At 66.5% G+C, this 15838-nt stretch carries 16 protein-coding genes; 13 read left to right on the top strand and 3 right to left on the bottom strand.

Annotation, left to right across the window (positions count from 1 at the left end; translation table 11 throughout):
- The first annotated feature begins 61 nt into the window (after nucleotides 1–61).
- From KME82_RS06185 to KME82_RS06165, 5 genes are all read left to right on the top strand, one after another.
- Complete coding sequence (locus KME82_RS06185; protein ID WP_215497743.1) at nucleotides 62–1198, top strand: alpha-D-ribose 1-methylphosphonate 5-triphosphate diphosphatase; 1137 nt, start codon at nucleotides 62–64, stop codon at nucleotides 1196–1198.
- Between the two features lie 334 nt (nucleotides 1199–1532).
- Complete coding sequence (locus KME82_RS06180) at nucleotides 1533–3845, top strand: TonB-dependent receptor (RefSeq protein WP_215497742.1); 2313 nt, start codon at nucleotides 1533–1535, stop codon at nucleotides 3843–3845.
- A 221-nt stretch (nucleotides 3846–4066) separates the two neighbouring features.
- Entirely contained in the window at nucleotides 4067–4750 is a 684-nt protein-coding gene (gene purN / locus KME82_RS06175; RefSeq protein ID WP_215497741.1) for a phosphoribosylglycinamide formyltransferase, read from the top strand.
- Nucleotides 4751–4839: 89 nt separating this feature from the next.
- A complete protein-coding gene (locus KME82_RS06170; RefSeq protein ID WP_215497740.1) occupies nucleotides 4840–5559 on the top strand; it encodes a DUF3108 domain-containing protein in 720 nt (239 codons plus the stop codon).
- Nucleotides 5556–6263, top strand: a complete 708-nt coding sequence (locus tag KME82_RS06165; RefSeq protein WP_215497739.1) for a DUF3108 domain-containing protein — start codon at nucleotides 5556–5558, stop codon at nucleotides 6261–6263. The genes KME82_RS06170 and KME82_RS06165 overlap by 4 nt, the downstream gene beginning before the upstream one ends.
- Nucleotides 6264–6595: 332 nt before the next feature.
- On the opposite strand, the gene murA is transcribed toward KME82_RS06165, so the two are convergent.
- Together murA and KME82_RS06155 are read right to left on the bottom strand one after the other, a co-directional pair.
- Entirely contained in the window at nucleotides 6596–7852 is a 1257-nt protein-coding gene (gene murA, locus KME82_RS06160; protein WP_046655779.1) for a UDP-N-acetylglucosamine 1-carboxyvinyltransferase, read from the bottom strand.
- A 113-nt stretch (nucleotides 7853–7965) separates the two neighbouring features.
- On the bottom strand, nucleotides 7966–8205 hold the full coding sequence (locus KME82_RS06155) for a BolA family protein (protein ID WP_046655778.1): 240 nt from the start codon (nucleotides 8203–8205) through the stop codon (nucleotides 7966–7968).
- 235 nt (nucleotides 8206–8440) lie between these two features.
- On the opposite strand from KME82_RS06155, the gene KME82_RS06150 reads away from it, so the two are divergent.
- From KME82_RS06150 to KME82_RS06115, 8 genes are all read left to right on the top strand, one after another.
- Nucleotides 8441–9454, top strand: a complete 1014-nt coding sequence (locus tag KME82_RS06150; RefSeq protein WP_215497738.1) for a KpsF/GutQ family sugar-phosphate isomerase — start codon at nucleotides 8441–8443, stop codon at nucleotides 9452–9454.
- Nucleotides 9455–9562: 108 nt separating this feature from the next.
- Nucleotides 9563–10111, top strand: coding sequence for a KdsC family phosphatase (locus KME82_RS06145; RefSeq protein ID WP_215497737.1), 549 nt, complete (start codon nucleotides 9563–9565; stop codon nucleotides 10109–10111).
- A complete protein-coding gene (gene lptC / locus KME82_RS06140) occupies nucleotides 10108–10671 on the top strand; it encodes an LPS export ABC transporter periplasmic protein LptC (RefSeq protein ID WP_215497736.1) in 564 nt (187 codons plus the stop codon). Before KME82_RS06145 ends, lptC begins: the two co-directional genes overlap by 4 nt.
- Nucleotides 10652–11179, top strand: a complete 528-nt coding sequence (gene lptA / locus KME82_RS06135; protein ID WP_215497735.1) for a lipopolysaccharide transport periplasmic protein LptA — start codon at nucleotides 10652–10654, stop codon at nucleotides 11177–11179. Before lptC ends, lptA begins: the two co-directional genes overlap by 20 nt.
- Nucleotides 11179–11898 (top strand): LPS export ABC transporter ATP-binding protein, encoded by a 720-nt coding sequence (gene lptB / locus KME82_RS06130; protein WP_036102299.1) that lies wholly within the window; start codon nucleotides 11179–11181, stop codon nucleotides 11896–11898. Before lptA ends, lptB begins: the two co-directional genes overlap by 1 nt.
- A gap of 91 nt (nucleotides 11899–11989) precedes the next feature.
- Nucleotides 11990–13426 carry an RNA polymerase factor sigma-54 gene (locus tag KME82_RS06125; protein WP_215497734.1) on the top strand — a complete coding sequence of 479 codons (1437 nt, stop codon included), beginning with the start codon at nucleotides 11990–11992 and terminating at the stop codon, nucleotides 13424–13426.
- 428 nt (nucleotides 13427–13854) lie between these two features.
- On the top strand, nucleotides 13855–14181 hold the full coding sequence (hpf, locus tag KME82_RS06120) for a ribosome hibernation-promoting factor, HPF/YfiA family (RefSeq protein WP_036102305.1): 327 nt from the start codon (nucleotides 13855–13857) through the stop codon (nucleotides 14179–14181).
- Between the two features lie 52 nt (nucleotides 14182–14233).
- A complete protein-coding gene (locus tag KME82_RS06115; RefSeq protein WP_215497733.1) occupies nucleotides 14234–14698 on the top strand; it encodes a PTS sugar transporter subunit IIA in 465 nt (154 codons plus the stop codon).
- Nucleotides 14699–14807: 109 nt separating this feature from the next.
- Here the strand turns inward: KME82_RS06115 and KME82_RS06110 are convergent, their stop codons facing one another.
- A complete protein-coding gene (locus KME82_RS06110; RefSeq protein WP_215497525.1) occupies nucleotides 14808–15458 on the bottom strand; it encodes an IS1595 family transposase in 651 nt (216 codons plus the stop codon).
- Nucleotides 15459–15838: the final 380 nt, after the last annotated feature.

Below are 15838 nucleotides of genomic sequence, written 5' to 3'. Positions count from 1 at the left end.
GCGCGTGCGCGTTGCACGGCCATGACAAATCCCGCCCTTCCGCTACCGGATACCTGCCGCGATGCCCGACCTGTTGCTGGACAACGCTCGCCTAGTCCTTCCCGACGCGGTCGTGCATGGCCATCTGCGCATCGCCGACGGTGCGATCGCGCAGATCGGCGAAGGCCGGATCGCCCGCGCCGCGGCGATCGACTGCGACGGCGATTACCTGCTGCCCGGCCTGGTCGAGCTGCACACCGACAATCTGGAAAAGCACCTGCTGCCGCGTCCCGGCGCACATTGGCCACCGGCCGCCGCGCTGCGCGCGCACGATGCGCAACTGCTCGCCGCCGGCATCACCACCGCGCTCAACGCGATCTCGGTCGGCGAAGAGGACGCCGAGGAAGCGGTCGATCCGCGGCAAGTGCTGACCGCACTCGCCGATGCGCGCGCCGCGGACAGCCTGCGCATCGAACACGCGGTGCATCTGCGCTGCGAACTGCCCTGCCCCGATCTGGCGGAGCGTCTGCAACCCTTGCTCGCAACGCCGGCGCTGCGGCTGTTGTCGCTGATGGATCACACCCCGGGCCAGCGCCAGTTCCACGATCTGGAGCGCTATCGCGCCTACAGCGCGCGTCACGGCAACGCGCGCGACGACGAGCAGTTCGATGCGCGCGTGCGTCATCTGCAGGAGCTGCAACGCCGTCACGCCGACAGCAACCGGCAGCGGGTGATCGCCCTGGCGCTCGAACTCGGACTGCCGCTGGCGAGCCACGACGATTCGGAGTTGATCCACATCGCCGAAGCGGTCGAGGCGAATGCCCGCATCGCCGAATTCCCGGTCAACCTCGCCACCGCGGTCGCCGCACACGCGGCCGGGTTGCAGGTGTTGGCCGGCGCACCGAACCTGGTCCGCGGCGGTTCGCACAGCGGCAACGTCGCCGCGGCCGACCTCGCCCGCGCCGGCGTGCTCGATGCGCTGTCGTCGGATTACGTCCCCGGCAGCTTGTTGCTGGCGGCGTTCCAGCTTGGCGGCTGGGAATCGATCGGCCTGGCGCGCGCGGTGGCGATGGTGACGCGTACGCCGGCGCGGGCGATCGGTTATCGCGATCGCGGTGAGTTGGCTGCGGGGCAGCGTGCGGATTTGCTGCGCGTACGCGTGGTTGATGGGTTGCCGCAGGTCGAGGCGGTCTGGGTGCGGGGCGAGCGGCGGTACTGAGTTCCCACCATCTGCACCGCCCCGCTTGTCTCCCTCTCCCGCTTGCGGCGACCGAAGGAAGTGCAGAGCTGAGAGGGCCGGGGTGAGGGCACGAAAGCTGCCGATGCCCCAACCGCAACTCGCACACCCTCACCCTAACCCTCTCCCGCAAGCGGGAGAGGGAACTGGTCGGAGACGTTCGAACCAAGCTGACGAAACAACCTGAACCCGCCTCCCCGAACGAGCCACTAGACAGGTACGCCGCGCGGTCCGTCCCGCGCGCGCAAGCCTTCATCTGCGGCCGTTGTAATGCCGCCATCACGCCGCACCGTGGCGCGCACTGCACGAGACCCCGATGAATACCCCGATCCGCACGCCCCTGGCGCTGGCCCTGCTCGCCGCGCTGTCGATGACGACGCTCGCGCCGATCGCGCAAGCCGAAACCTCGCCGGCCGCCGATGCCGCCGCGCCCCACGCCAGCGATACCCCCACCTCCGCCAGCCTCGCCGCCAGCGGCGCGCCGCTCGACAGCGGCGCAGGCGACCCGGCCACCCTCGACACGATCTCGGTCGTCGGCCATCGCGAAACCCGTCAGGTGCAGCGCATCGGCAAGGCCGAACTGCAGGCCGTCGCGCTCGGCACCAACCCGGTCAAGGTGCTGGAAAAACTGCCCGGCGTGCATTTCGTATCGTCCGATCCGTGGGGCAGCTACGAATGGTCCAATCGCATCGCGATCCGCGGCTTCGCCCAGAACCAACTCGGTTACGCGCTCGACGACATCCCACTGGGCGACAACAGCTACGCCAACAACAACGGCCTGTCGCCCAATCGCGCGATCCTGCCGGAGAACATCGCCGAACTCGAACTCGCCCAGGGCGCCGGCGCGCTGCGCATTCCCTCGACCAGCAATCTCGGCGGCGCGCTGTTGCTGCATTCGTCCGATCCGCAAAGCCAGTTCGGCGCGCGCACCAACTTCGCCTACGGCGACAACGCGACGATGCGCGCCTTCGTCCGCGTCGACACCGGCGAGCACAACGGCTTCAGTGCCTACGTGTCGGGCATGAACAGTCAGGCCGACCGCTGGAAAGGCGCCGGCGTGCAGGAACAGCGGCAGTTCAACGGCAAGGCCGTGTATCAATGGGACAGCGGCCGCATCGCGGCGTGGCTGTCGACCTCGCGCCGCAACGAAACCGACGATCCGGATCTGTCGCTCGACCTGATCCGCCGCTGCGGCTACGACTGGGACAACTACGCGCCCAACTGGCAGCGCGCGCTGGCCGCCGCCAACGGCAAGTTCAGCGGCTGCGTGACCACCAAGGACGACGCGTATTACCTCGCGCGCGGCTTGCGCAACGACGATCTGGCCAGCCTCTCGGGCGAATTCGATCTCAGCGAAAAACTGCGCGTGGATGCGACCGCCTACTACCACCGCAACGAAGGCCAGGGCCACTGGTTCACCCCGTACATCAGTTCGCCGACGATTCCGATGGCGCTGCGCATCACCAGTTACGACATCGAACGCAGCGGCGTGAACGCGCGCGCGACCTATCAGTTGGAACACCACACCCTCGAAGGCGGCGTGTGGTTCGAAGACAGCGTGCACGGCGCCGGCCGCAGTTTCGTCAACATCGACGGGCCGATCGACGATGAGCGTTTCTTCGATCGGTCCGAATTCGCCCAGCGCCTGTTCCGCCAACGCTTCGACACCCGCACCCGCCAGTGGTTCGTGCAGGACACGATGCGCTGGTTCGACGAACGCCTGACCGTCAGCGCCGGCTTCAAGGGCCAGGACGTGGTCACCGACGGCACCGTCGTGGTCCCCGGGCGCGCCGGGGGCAGGTTGAGCGCACGCGACAGTTTCCTGCCGCAGCTCGGCGTGGCCTGGAGCTTGAACGAACACAGCGACGTGTTCGCCAACTACGCCGAAAACCAGGCCGCGTTCCGGCCCGGCGTCAACGGCGCGTGGTCGCTGACCCAGGCGTCGTTCGACCTCAGCCGCGCCAGCGCCAAGCCCGAACAGTCCAAGACCCTGGAGCTGGGCTGGCGTTACGGCGACGACCATTACCAGGTGTCGAGCACGTTGTACGGCGTCAATTTCGACAATCGCCAACTGGTGATCGTGCCCTGCCCCGGCGTGGTCAGCTGCCCGAACCAGTTCGCCAACGTCGGCAAGGCGCGCACGCTCGGCGGCGAATTCGCCTTCGTGTGGACGCCGACCGCGCAGTTCCGCTGGCTCGCCAGCTACGCCTACAACGATTCGCAGTACCGCTCGAATTATCTGAGCAGCGGCAAGCTGGTCGAGGTGCGCGGCAAGCAGATGGTGGATACGCCGAAGCAGTTGTTCGCGACCGAAGTGAGCTACGGCGTGGGCGAGGTCGAGTTGCGCCTGGGCGGCAAGTACACCGGCCAGCGTTACTACACCTACAGCAACGACGCCGGCACCGACGCGTTCTGGCTGTGGGACGCGGGAGTGAGTTGGCAGCGCAAGGACGTCGGCCAGATCCAATCGCTGCGGGTGGGGCTCAATGTCTACAACCTGCTCGACAAGACCTACATCGCCACGCTCGGCAGCAACGGGTTTCGCGATTACGATCCGAAAGGGACGTTCCAGACCTTGCTGACCGGCGCGCCGCGGCAGTGGTTCGTTTCGGTGGAGGCGAAGTTCTGACGACGAGTTCGGGTTGAACGAGTTTGGGAGAAACGCTTGCGCCAGCCTGCCGCTTGCCCTCACCCCAACCCTCTCCCACAAGCGGGAGAGGGAGAAAAGCCAAAACCCGATCGCCCGGCTTAAGCCCCTCTCCCGCTTGCGGGAGAGGGGTTGGGGTGAGGGCCGGCATCCGCGCGACCCAGATCGCCTAAAATGCAGCTCCGCCCCATCGTCCGGCCCGCATGCCCCAGCCGCTCCCCCGCATCGCCGTCCTCGCATCGGGCCGCGGCAGCAACCTGCAGGCCGTGCTCGACGCCATCGCCGCCGGCACCCTCGCGGCCGAAGTGGTCGGCGTGTTCTCCGACAAACCCGGCGCGGCCGCCCTGCAACGGGTCGCGCCGCCGCTACGCTGGTCGGCCAGCCCCAAGGCCTACCCCAACCGCGAGGCCTTCGACGCCGATCTCGCGCAAGCGGTCGCGGCCGTGCGTCCGGACTGGATTTTGTGTGCCGGCTACCTGCGCATCCTCGGCACCGCGTTCGTCGAACGCTTCCGCGGCCGCACGATCAACATCCACCCCTCGCTGCTGCCCAAGTTCCGCGGCCTGCACACCCATGCGCGGGCGATCGAGGAAGGCGAGCGCGAACACGGCGCAAGCGTGCATTTCGTGATCCCCGAGCTCGATGCCGGCGGCGTGATCGCACACGCCGTGGTCACGATCGATGCCGGCGATACCGCCGAATCCTTGTCGGCGCGTGTACTGGGTGTGGAGCATCCCTTGTTGCTGGCGGTGATGAGACTGGCCGTCGGCGGCCGCCTGGCTGAACACGGCGCAACCGTGGCCCTCGACGGTCATCCGCTATTTACGCCGCTGCGTTTAGATTTCGCCGGCCGATTGACCCATCCGGCGACCGGCATCGCGGCCTGAACGCCGCGGCCCGTGCGCCGAATACGTCGGGTTCCACACCGCATTCCTACCCTTGCGCCTAGCGCGCCCCAGGACTCGCCCGCGTCGTCATGAAGTCCCTCCTGCCCCTGTTCCTGGCCACGCTGACCGGCGCGGCCCTTCCCGGCAGCGCGTTCGCGCTCGAGCCGTTCGTGGCCAACTACCAAGTCTTCAACGGCGGCAAGGCGCTCGGCGACGCGACCATGCAGGTCAAGCCCGAAGGCGGCCACTGGCGCATCGACCTCGACATCCGCGCCGAGCACGGCATGATGGGCCTGACCGGCGCGGCCGCGCAGCAGAGCACGCTGTTCGACCTGGTCGGCGAGACCTACCGGCCGCTAAGCCAGACCATGGTGCGCAAGGTGTTGTTCTCCAAGCGGATCATCACCGGCAACTACGACTGGACCCAGCATGCGGCGCAATGGACCGGCGACATCAAGGAGCACCGGCGCAAGCCGATCGCGCTGCAGGACGGCGACATGAGCGGCCTGCTGATCAACCTGGCGGTGGTCCGCGACGCCCAGCCCGGCAAGACCTTGAATTACCGGTTCGTGGATTCCGGCCGCCTGCGCCCCCATCAATACCTGGTGAGCCAGGACCTGGAAGGCGTCAAGGTCGACGATATGAGCTTCAACGCGATGCGCGTCAACCGCGTGCAGAGCGGCAACGAGGAAACATCCATTTGGGTGGTCGACGGCGTTCCCACCCCCGTGCGCATCCTGCAGCGCGAAGATGGCCAGGACACCTACGATTTGCGCCTGGTCGAATACAAAGGAGTCAACGGATCATGAGCCACACCACCGACCGCACCGTAAAGGCCCGCACCTTCAAGACCGGCCTGGCCGTGCTCGCCGCGGCCCTGGCCGTCGTCAGCGCGCCCGCGCTCGCGGTCAAGCCGTTCAGCGCCGACTACTCGGCCAGCTACATGGGCATGCAGGGCAACGGCCGCATGACCGTCGCCGCCGAGGGCAACCGCTGGAAGTACAGCCTGTCGATCACCAGCCCGCTGGCCGACCTGCAGCAGTCGACCGTGTTCGAGGACAGCAACGGCCAGTTGCGCCCGGTCAGCGGCAGCGATTCGAGCAAGGTGCTGACCAAGAAGAAGGCCATCAACGCCAGCTACGACTGGTCGCGCAGCGTGGCGACCTGGACCGGCGACATCAAGCCCGAGCGCGCCGGCCCGATCAAATTGCAGAGCGGCGACCTCGACGCGCTGCTGATCAACCTGGCCCTGGTGCGCGACGCCAACGCCGGCAAGCCGATGAGCTACCGCATGGTCGAGGACGGCCGGGTCAAGGAACTGAGCTACACGGTGGTCGGCAAGGAAGCGATCACGGTCGGCGGCAAGTCGCAGCAGGCGACCAAGGTCTCGAGCAAGAACGGCGACAAGGAAACCATCGCCTGGGTCGTGCCAGGCATGCCGGTGCCGGCGCGCATCCTGCAGCGCGAGAACGGCAGCGATGCGATCGATCTGCGGGTGCAGGCGGTGCGTTGATCGGCGCTTGTCGCCGCAGATAGTCGATGCTTGCCGTCGATGCACGCTGGAAACAAAAAGCCCCGCAGTCGCGGGGCTTTTTTATTGGCGCAAACGCAGGTCCGCTCAATCACATCAGCGCTCACCCAAGCAAGCGAGCTACAGGCTCCCTCTACCGTTTGCGGCGACCGAATGAAGTGCAGAGCTGAGAGGGTCGGGGTGAGGGAATGAGCGCCGCAGGCACGAATGCTGTCGCCGTTTCTAAAGCAAGAGCGCCCTCACCCTAGCCCTCTCCCGCAAGCGGGAGAGGGAAGATTACGCACAAGGGTGGTTGTCGCGCGTGTCGCGCGGCATCAACCCACGCGCCGAATCTTCGCACCCAACCCCGACAGCTTCTCCTCGATGTTCTCGTAACCGCGATCGAGGTGGTAGATGCGATCAATCGTGGTCTCGCCCTGCGCCACCAGGCCGGCCAAAATCAGCGAGGCCGAAGCGCGCAGGTCGGTCGCCATCACCGGCGCGCCGCTGAGCCTGGCGGCGCCGCGGATCACCGCGGTATGACCGTCGACGCGGATGTCGGCGCCCAGGCGCAGCAGTTCGTTGACGTGCATGAAACGGTTTTCGAAGATCGTCTCGTTGATCACGCCCACGCCCTCGGCGATGCAGTTGAGCGCCATGAATTGCGCCTGCATGTCGGTCGGGAACGCCGGGTACGGCGCGGTCACCAGGTCCACCGCGCGCACGCGGCGGCCGCCCATGTCCAGGGTGATGCGATCGCCGTCGACTTCGATCGTAGCGCCGGCGTCGCGCAGTTTGTCCAGCACCGAATCGAGCGTGTCGGCGCGGCTGCGGGTGGTGGTGACGCGGCCGCCGGTCATCGCCGCGGCGACCAGGAAGGTGCCGGTTTCGATGCGGTCGGGCAGCACGTCGTGGCTGCCGCCGTGCAATTTTTCCACGCCGTGAACGATGATCCGGCCGCTGCCGGCGTGCTCGATGTTGGCGCCGAGCGCGTTGAGGCAATCGGCCAGATCGACGACTTCCGGCTCCATCGCCGCGTTCTCGATCACGCTGGTGCCCTCGGCCAGCGCCGCGGCCATGAGCACGTTCTCGGTGCCGGTCACGCTCACCACGTCGAAGACGAAGCGCGCGCCCTTCAGGCGGCCGTTGCGATGAGCCTTGATGTAGCCGTTCTCGACCGAGATCTCGGCGCCGAGCGCCTGCAGGCCCTTGATGTGCTGGTCGACCGGACGCGAACCGATCGCGCAGCCGCCGGGCAGCGACACTTCGGCCTGGCCGTACTTGGCCAGCAACGGGCCGAGCACCAGCACCGAGGCGCGCATGGTCTTGACCAGTTCGTACGGGGCGACATGGCTGTTGACCGTGGTCGGATCGACCGTGATCGTCGCGCCCTCGCTGGTCACGCCGGCGCCGAGTTCGCCCAGCAGCTTGGCCGTGGTCAGCACGTCGTGCAGGCGCGGCACGTTGCGGATCGTCACCGGCGCGTCGGCCAGCAAGGTCGCGCACAGAATCGGCAGGACGGCGTTCTTGGCACCGGAAATCTGGACTTCGCCGTTGAGCGGCTGGCCGCCTTCGACCACGATTTTTTGCATTGTTTGGGAGCCGGGAATGGGGAATGGAGAATCGGGAATGGTAAAAGCGGATCGATCAGGTTGAATGAGGTCGCGGTGAAGTCGGAGAAGCGACGAAGCCGATTCCCGATTCCCTATTCCCGATTCCCGGCTTCTTCCGGCGTCAACGTCTTCAACGCCAAAGCATGAATCTCGCCGCCCATGCGCTCGCCCAGGGTCGCGTAGACCAGGCGGTGGCGGGCCAGCGGCAGCTTGCCGCGGAAGGCTTCGGCCACGACCGTGGCCTCGAAATGGACGCCGTCGTCGCCCTGGACCCGCGCTTGCGCGCCGGGCAGGCCGTTTTCGATCAGGGTGCGGATGGTTTCGGCGTTCACGTATCGGGAGCCTTTGTACTGACGTACCGGCGGGGCCGGACGGTGGGCGGAGCGGCGAGCCGGCCGGCACAGACGCGCTGGACGGGACGGAAGCCGGCTGAATGGGCGATGCCCCGGTCCGGCGCGGATCTGCCGTGGGGCACGGCGCTGGACGGGCGAACCGCTTAGAATTGACGGATTAGCCTAGCGGAAAGCCCTCCGGTCCGAAATGGCGACCTTCGAAACGGCGATTTCTATGATCAGTCCCGCACCGTCCCTGCTCGATCCCAGCGGCGCCACCGAGGCCGGCCTGGCCGTCAGCGGCCGGCGCGTGTTCGAGATCGAGGGGCAGGCCCTGGCCGCGGTCGCCGCGCGCATCGACGGTGATTTCACTGCTGCCTGCAAGCTGATTCTGCGTGCCAAAGGCCGCGTGGTCTGCACCGGAATGGGCAAGTCGGGCCACATCGCGCGCAAGATCGCCGCGACCCTGGCCTCGACGGGCACGCCCTCGTTCTACGTCCACCCGGGCGAAGCCGGCCACGGCGACCTGGGCATGATCACCGACACCGACGTGGTCCTGGCCCTGTCCTACTCGGGCGAGAGCGACGAAGTGCTGATGCTGCTGCCGGTGCTCAAGCGCCAGGGCAATGCGGTGATCGGCATGACCGGGCGGCCGCAGTCGACCCTGGGCCGCGAATCCGACGTCCATCTCGACGTCAGCGTCCCGGCCGAAGCCTGCCCGCTGGCGCTCGCGCCGACCTCCAGCACCACCGCCTCGCTGGCGATGGGCGACGCGATCGCGGTCGCGCTGCTCGAGGCACGCGGCTTCACCGCCGACGACTTCGCCCGTTCGCACCCCGCCGGCGCGCTCGGCCGGCGCCTGCTGCTGCACATCACCGACGTCATGCACGCCGGCGACGAGGTGCCGACGGTCGGCGCCGACGCCAGCGTCAGCGAGGCCCTGGTCGAGATGAGCCGCAAGCGCCTGGGCATGACCGCGGTGGTCGACGATGCGCGGCGCCTGATCGGCCTGTACACCGACGGCGACTTGCGCCGCACCCTCGACGACCCCGGCGTGGACCTGCGCACGACCCGCATCAATGAGGTCATGACCCGCTCGCCCAAGACCATCGGCGCCGACGCGCTCGCCGCCGAAGCGGCGCAGATCATGGAAACGCACAAGATCAGCGGCCTGCTGGTCGTGGACACTGAACGCCGCGTGGTCGGTGCCCTGAACATTCACGACTTGTTGCGGGCCAGAGTGGTTTAAGGGCCGGGATTGGGGAATCGGGAATCGGACAGCGGTTCCTCGCGATCTCTCCGCTCGCCGGCAAACGCTCTCCGATTCCCTACTCCCCATTCCCTATTCCCGAACCCAGTGCCCTACAGCCACCTAAACGACTACCCCGCCGCCATCCGCGAACGCGCGCAGCGCATCCGGCTGGCCTGCTTCGACGTCGACGGCACCTTGACCGACGGGCGGCTGACCTTCGACAGCACCGGACGCGAATACAAGAGCTTCCACGTCCAGGACGGCCAGGGCCTGGCGCTGCTGCGCAAGGTCGGCATCGCCGTGCATTTCGTGACCGCGCGCGGCGGCGCCATCGCCGCCCACCGCGCCGCCGAACTCGGCGCGACCTCGCACGGCGACGTCAAGGACAAGCTGGTCTGCGTCAAGCTGATCGCCGAAAGCCTGGGGCTCACGCTGGAACAGGTCGCCTTCATGGGCGACGACCTCGCCGACCTGCGGATCCTGCCGCACGTCGGCCTGGCGGTCGCGCCGGCCAACGCGCATGCGTGGGTGCGCGAGCGGGTCCACTGGCGCACGGTGGCGCGCGGCGGTGAAGGCGCGGCGCGCGAACTGTGCGATCTGCTGCTGGCCGCGCAAGGTCACGCCGAAGACGCCCTGGCCGGAGCGCTGGGATGAGCTGGCGCGGCATGCTCACCCTGATCCTGCTCGCCGCCGCCGCGCTCAGCGGCTGGGCGCTGTGGTCGCAACGCGAAAAACCAGTCTCCGGCCCGGCCAGCGCGCGCCCGGACTACGTGCTCAACGATTTCGAAGTGGTCGTGCTCGACAAGCTGGGCAAGGAATCGTTCACCCTGCGCGCGCCGAAGCTGACCCGCGACCCCAACGTCAAGACCATGGACATCACCACGCCGGTGTTCCTGATCCCGGCCAAGCCCGGCGCCAACGGCGGGCCGTGGGAAGTCAAGTCGCAGCGCGGCTGGGTCAGCGCCGAGGCCGACGAAGTGCGCCTGCGCGGCCAGGTCCATGCCGACAGCACCAACGCCGAAGGCAAGCCGATCAACATCACCAGCGAGGAACTGAACGTGTTCCCCGACGCGAACAAGGCCACCTCGGCCGTTCCGGTCAAGATGATCCAGCCGGGCATTATAATGAACGGCTCGGGATTGCAGGCCGATCTCGAAACCAAGAACGTCATCATTCCCAACGTCAAGGTCCGCTATGAAGCGAAAGCTCGCTAATTTGCTGGCGCTGTGCCTGGTCGCCGTAGCACTGGCGCCGGCGGCCGCGCTCGCGCGCTCCTCGGATCGCAATCAGCCCACCGACATCGATGCCGACAGCAGCAACTGCTCGGTCAGCAACGACACCGCGCCGTGCGTGATGACCGGCAACGTCAAGATCGTCCAGGGCACCCTGGTCATCAACGCCGCCAAGGCCGACCTCAAGCGCAGCAACGGCGAGGTCACCTACGTGACCATGACCGGCTCGCAGGTCACCATCAAGCAACAGCTCGACGACGGTTCGCCGTTCGCCGGTCGCGCCAACAAGGTCGACTACGACATGCCCAAGGAGATCATCATCCTGACCGGCAATGCCTTCGTCGACAAAGCCGGCGACACGATCAAGAGCGAACGCATCGTCTACAACTCCAAGACCGGCCAGATCGAGAGCGGCGGCACCGGCGGCCGCGTCAACATGCGCCTGCAGCCCAAGAGCAAGACCGCCGCGCCGGCCAAGGGAGGCGGCTGATGCTGGTCGCTCAAGGCCTGCGCAAGGCCTACCGCCAGCGCGAAGTCGTGCGCGACTTCGGCCTGACCCTCGACGCCGGCGAAGTGGTCGGCCTGCTCGGCCCCAACGGCGCCGGCAAGACCACCTGCTTCTACATGATCGTCGGCCTGGTGCCGGCCGATGCCGGCTCGATCGTGCTCGACGGCAAGGACATCACCGCCGAGCCGATGTACGCGCGCGCCAAGTACGGCGTGGGTTATCTGCCGCAGGAACCCTCCGTGTTCCGCAAGCTCAGCGTCGCCGACAACCTGCGCTTGGTGCTGGAACTGCGCGACGACCTCGACCGCGCCGGCATCGAACGCGAACTGGGCAGCCTGATGGACGAACTGCAGGTGACCCATGTCGCCGACCAGCTCGGCGCCAGCCTGTCCGGCGGCGAACGCCGTCGTGTGGAAATCGCGCGCGCTTTGGCTGCACGCCCGCGCCTGATGCTGCTGGACGAACCCTTCGCCGGTGTCGACCCCATTTCGGTCGGCGAGATCCAGCGAATCGTGCGCCACCTCAAGAATCGTGGGATCGGTGTCCTCATCACCGACCACAACGTGCGCGAAACCTTGGGCATTTGCGATCGTGCGTATATCCTGAACGACGGCGGCGTGCTCGCGCAGGGGGCTCCGGACGCGCTGCTGGCCAATCCCGATGTCCGTCGCGTCTACCTGGGCGAAACGTTCCGCTTGTAACCTGTTGGTTGCCGGGCGCGTAACGACGCCCGCGACGCGCGACTCGGCCGCCGTCTCAGGTCGCCTATTCAGGTCGCGTCTGCAATCGATGATGAAGCCCCGCCTCCAAGCCTCACTCGGACAACAGCTGGTGATGACGCCGCAATTGCGGCAGGCGATCCGCCTGTTGCAATTGTCGGCCGTGGAACTGGAGGCCGAGCTCGCCACCGCCGTGGAAAGCAACCCGCTGCTCGACTGGACCGAGCCGTCCGCGGCCGAGGACGAGCCGCGCGTGGTCGTGCCCAGCGGCGAGGAAGGCGGCGGCAGCGAGGCCGGCAGCAGCACCGAGGCGCCGGTCGCCGAACCCGAGTGGACCCTGGACGACGGCGAGACCTGGTACGAACGGGTCGGCCCGTCCGATCACGACGAAGACTCGCCCGCGGCCGAACAGGTCGCCGACGCCGAGACCCTGCTCGATCACCTGCTGTGGCAATTGCACCTGAGCCCGCTGTCGCAGCGCGACCGCAGCATCGGCGTGGCGCTGATCGAGGCGATCGACGACGACGGTTACCTGCGCGAACCGCTCGACGCGATCGCCGCCTCGCTCGCGCCGGAGCTCAGTGTCGGCGAAGACGAAGTCGCCACCGTGTTGCATCAGGTGCAGCGCTTCGATCCGGTCGGCGTGGCCGCGCGTTCGCTCGGCGAATGCCTCAACCTGCAACTGGGCACCTTGCCCGACGACACGCCGGGCAAGGCGCTGGCCGCGCAGATCGCCAGCGGCCCGCTCGAGCGCCTGCCGCGCGTCGGCGTGGCCGGGCTGGCCAACGAACTCAAGCTCGACACCGCCCAGGTCGACACCGCGGTGCAGTTGCTGCGCTCGCTCGACCCGCGTCCGGGCGCGCAGATGGGCGCGATTTCCACCGACACCTACGTCACGCCCGACGTGGTGATCTGGCGTCAGCAGGGCCTGTGGCGGGTCGCCTTGTCGGATGCGATGCGTCCGCGCATTTCGATCCATCGCGGCTACGAAGGCATGATCCGCCACGCCAGCGCGTCCGACGCGAGTTACCTGCGCGGCCATCTGCAGGAAGCGCGCTGGCTGCTCAAAAGCCTGGAAGCGCGCGGCGATACCTTGCTGAAAGTGGCGCGCTGCCTGCTCAAGCAACAGGCCGCGTTCCTTGAATTCGGCGACAGCGCATTGCGGCCGCTGACCTTGCGCGAAGTCGCCAACGAAGTCGGCCTGCACGAATCCACGGTCTCGCGCGCGATCGCGCGCAAGTACGCGCGCACCCCGCGCGGCACCATGCCGCTGCGCGCGTTCTTCGCCTCGGGCATCGACACCGGGTCCGGCGGCGAAGCGTCCAGCACCGCGATCCAGGCGATGATCCGGCGCCTGATCGAAGCGGAGAATCCGCGCAAGCCGCTGTCCGACGCGCGCCTGGCCGAAACCTTGAAGGCCACCGGCGTGCCGGTCGCGCGCCGCACCGTCGCCAAGTACCGCGAAGCGATGAGCATTCCGTCCTCGCAAGATCGCGTGCGCATGGCCTGAGGCCACCGCGCGCGACCGTTTTCGCGCATCCCTAACGCCAACCCATCGGGATATCCCGCCGAGCGGGCCTTGCGTCTTTCGCGCTTGGCCGTTGTCGCGCGTGCGGCGAAAAACTGCGCAATCTTTATCCGCCAAGGGCTGCAGCGCTCACTCACCCGATCTCACCGGCCCCGCGCAAACCTCCGGCCTTGCCGACTTGAGCCATTGCGAAACTTTTACATCTCGTGGAAATACTTGGCCGATCAAGCATTTCCGCCCGGGATAAGACCAAAGGCCTAACCCAGCCCCTTGCGCCGCAGGCTCAGCATGCGATGCTGGACTCCCTGGTCGGTTATTCGCGGTCAGGGCGTCACCCGGTTCCGTTTCGGTCCGGCAAGACCGGTCGGAACACGTTTCTGCATTCACCCGCGACGTGAAGGAGGTCCCCGATGCGTATCGAAACCCACGGCCAGCAGATTGAAGTCACCGCTCCGCTGCGTGATTACGTTGAAACCAAGCTGGCCCGTCTGCAACGCCACTACGACCAACCCTTCGACGTGCGAATCCAGCTCAGCCTCGACAAGCCCGACCATCGAGCCGAAGCCACCGTCCTGATCGCCGGACGCACCCTGCACTGCGACGCCGCCACCATCGACATGTACGCCGCCATCGATCTGCTCGCCGACAAGCTCGACCGCGCATTGATGAAGCACAAGAGCAAGCAGGTCGATCACCATCGCGGCGAAAGCCTCGCCCGCAGCGGCGAATTCGGCTGACCCTTCCCGTCCTTCCGCGCCCGCTTTCCGCCAGCCACTCAAGCACACCGCCATGCCGCTTTACGAATTGTTGAGCGCACAGCGCGTTGTCATCCTGGAACACCCCGGCGATCGCAATGCAGTGCTTGATACCGCCGCGCATCTGCTTTGCGAAGGCCATCCACGGATGACCGCCGCGCTCAGCCAAGGCTTGCAGGAACGCGAAACACTGGCCAGTACCGCGATAGGCCATGGCGTGGCCATCCCACACGGCCGCACGCCGCTGTTCGAACACAGCCGTGCGGCCTTTTTGCGGCTCGCGCAACCGGTGGACTTCGGCGCGACCGACGGCCAGCCGGTGGACCTGGTGCTGGCGATGGCGGTGCCCGAGCATCACGTGCAGCAGCATCTGCAACTGCTGGCCGAACTGGCCGAACGCTTCGCCGACGAGGCGTTCCGCGACCGACTGCGCGCCGCGCCGGACTTGGCCGAGTTGAGTTATCGGTTGCTCGATTATTGCCGGCGCAGCGCGGCTTGAGTTGCAGGCAGCTCAACGCTCGACAAGATCGCCTCGTCCCCACCTGTCGACCCCCCCTTTGTAAAAGGGGGCCAAGGGGGATTCGCTTTGGGGCTGTCCTAGATAAGGGTTATAGCCCAACCCAGTCCCGCAGCGTGTTGAGCTGCTGACGGGGCGTCCCATAGTTGAAACGGAACTCGCACTCTTTCAGGAACAAGAAGAAATTCTTGCGCGGAATGCCGTTGTACTTGCGCAAGATCCGCTTGGACTGATTCCAGAAGTTCTCGATGCCATTGATGTGGTTCCCACGACGGGTCACGAACTCATGCCGGTGATTCACCCGGCGATGCTTGAAGCCCGACACATCCAGGATGTTGTAGCTGGCCAGGTGATCGGTGTAGACCACCGAATGGGCCAAAACCCGGGTTTTTAAGGCCGTCAGCAAGGTCTGGCTGCGGGTGTCGGCAATCGGCAAGGCATACACCTTGCCGTCGCGCTTGAGGATGCCGAACACGCAGACCTTGCCCGCGGCGCCTCGTCCTCGCTTGCCTTTACGCGCTCCGCCGAAGTAACTCTCGTCGCACTCGAAGACCGCCATTTCCGGCTCGACTTCGGCCATCTGAGCGGCAATGCATTGGCGCAGCTTGTGGAAGTACAGCGCAGCGGAGTTGCGATGAATTCCCACCAGGTCGGCCGCGGTACGGGCGGTCGCTTGGGCCACGAACAACTCGACCAGCCTGAGTTGGTCTTTTTTCCTTATCCGACAGCGACTTATCGCCATTTCTCATCCTAGATCGAATTCTTATCTAGGACAGCCCCTTTGCTTTTGCACTTGCCCGGCGACTGTTCGAAGAGCAAAAGCGAATCCCCCGCGCTGAGGAACCGCTCGACTTCGAACCTGCGCCGGGCGCTCGCCCCCTTTTACAAAGTGGGCATGAGTAGCGCGCACGAGCGGCGAAGCGTTGGCGTGCATCGCAGCGCGAAATGACGTACCGGTTCTTCTTCCTGCCACCAAATCGCTTCGCCCCCGCCTACCGATTCCCCCCTTTGAAAAAGGGGGGCCAGGGGGGATTTGCTTTTGCTTTTGCTTTTGCTTTTGCTTTTGCTTTTGCTTTTGCTTTTGCTCTTGCTTAGCCACTCACCCGAAAGCAAAAGCGAATC

The organism is Lysobacter capsici (assembly GCF_018732085.1).
Classification (GTDB): Bacteria; Pseudomonadota; Gammaproteobacteria; order Xanthomonadales; family Xanthomonadaceae; genus Lysobacter; species Lysobacter capsici_A.
The sequence above is the reverse complement of the archived record's forward strand: the minus strand, read 5'-3'. Positions and strand labels throughout refer to the sequence as shown.

Bases quoted from the DNA above. Each gene is read 5' to 3' on its own strand.
- KME82_RS06185 (WP_215497743.1), top strand. From the start codon at position 62: ATGCCCGACCTGTTGCTGGACAACGCTCGCCTAGTCCTTCCCGACGCG.
- KME82_RS06180 (WP_215497742.1), top strand. From the start codon at position 1,533: ATGAATACCCCGATCCGCACGCCCCTGGCGCTGGCCCTGCTCGCCGCG.
- purN (WP_215497741.1), top strand. From the start codon at position 4,067: ATGCCCCAGCCGCTCCCCCGCATCGCCGTCCTCGCATCGGGCCGCGGC.
- KME82_RS06170 (WP_215497740.1), top strand. From the start codon at position 4,840: ATGAAGTCCCTCCTGCCCCTGTTCCTGGCCACGCTGACCGGCGCGGCC.
- KME82_RS06165 (WP_215497739.1), top strand. From the start codon at position 5,556: ATGAGCCACACCACCGACCGCACCGTAAAGGCCCGCACCTTCAAGACC.
- murA (WP_046655779.1), bottom strand. From the start codon at position 7,852: ATGCAAAAAATCGTGGTCGAAGGCGGCCAGCCGCTCAACGGCGAAGTC.
- KME82_RS06150 (WP_215497738.1), top strand. From the start codon at position 8,441: ATGATCAGTCCCGCACCGTCCCTGCTCGATCCCAGCGGCGCCACCGAG.
- lptC (WP_215497736.1), top strand. From the start codon at position 10,108: ATGAGCTGGCGCGGCATGCTCACCCTGATCCTGCTCGCCGCCGCCGCG.
- lptA (WP_215497735.1), top strand. From the start codon at position 10,652: ATGAAGCGAAAGCTCGCTAATTTGCTGGCGCTGTGCCTGGTCGCCGTA.
- lptB (WP_036102299.1), top strand. From the start codon at position 11,179: ATGCTGGTCGCTCAAGGCCTGCGCAAGGCCTACCGCCAGCGCGAAGTC.
- KME82_RS06125 (WP_215497734.1), top strand. From the start codon at position 11,990: ATGAAGCCCCGCCTCCAAGCCTCACTCGGACAACAGCTGGTGATGACG.
- hpf (WP_036102305.1), top strand. From the start codon at position 13,855: ATGCGTATCGAAACCCACGGCCAGCAGATTGAAGTCACCGCTCCGCTG.
- KME82_RS06115 (WP_215497733.1), top strand. From the start codon at position 14,234: ATGCCGCTTTACGAATTGTTGAGCGCACAGCGCGTTGTCATCCTGGAA.
- KME82_RS06110 (WP_215497525.1), bottom strand. From the start codon at position 15,458: ATGGCGATAAGTCGCTGTCGGATAAGGAAAAAAGACCAACTCAGGCTG.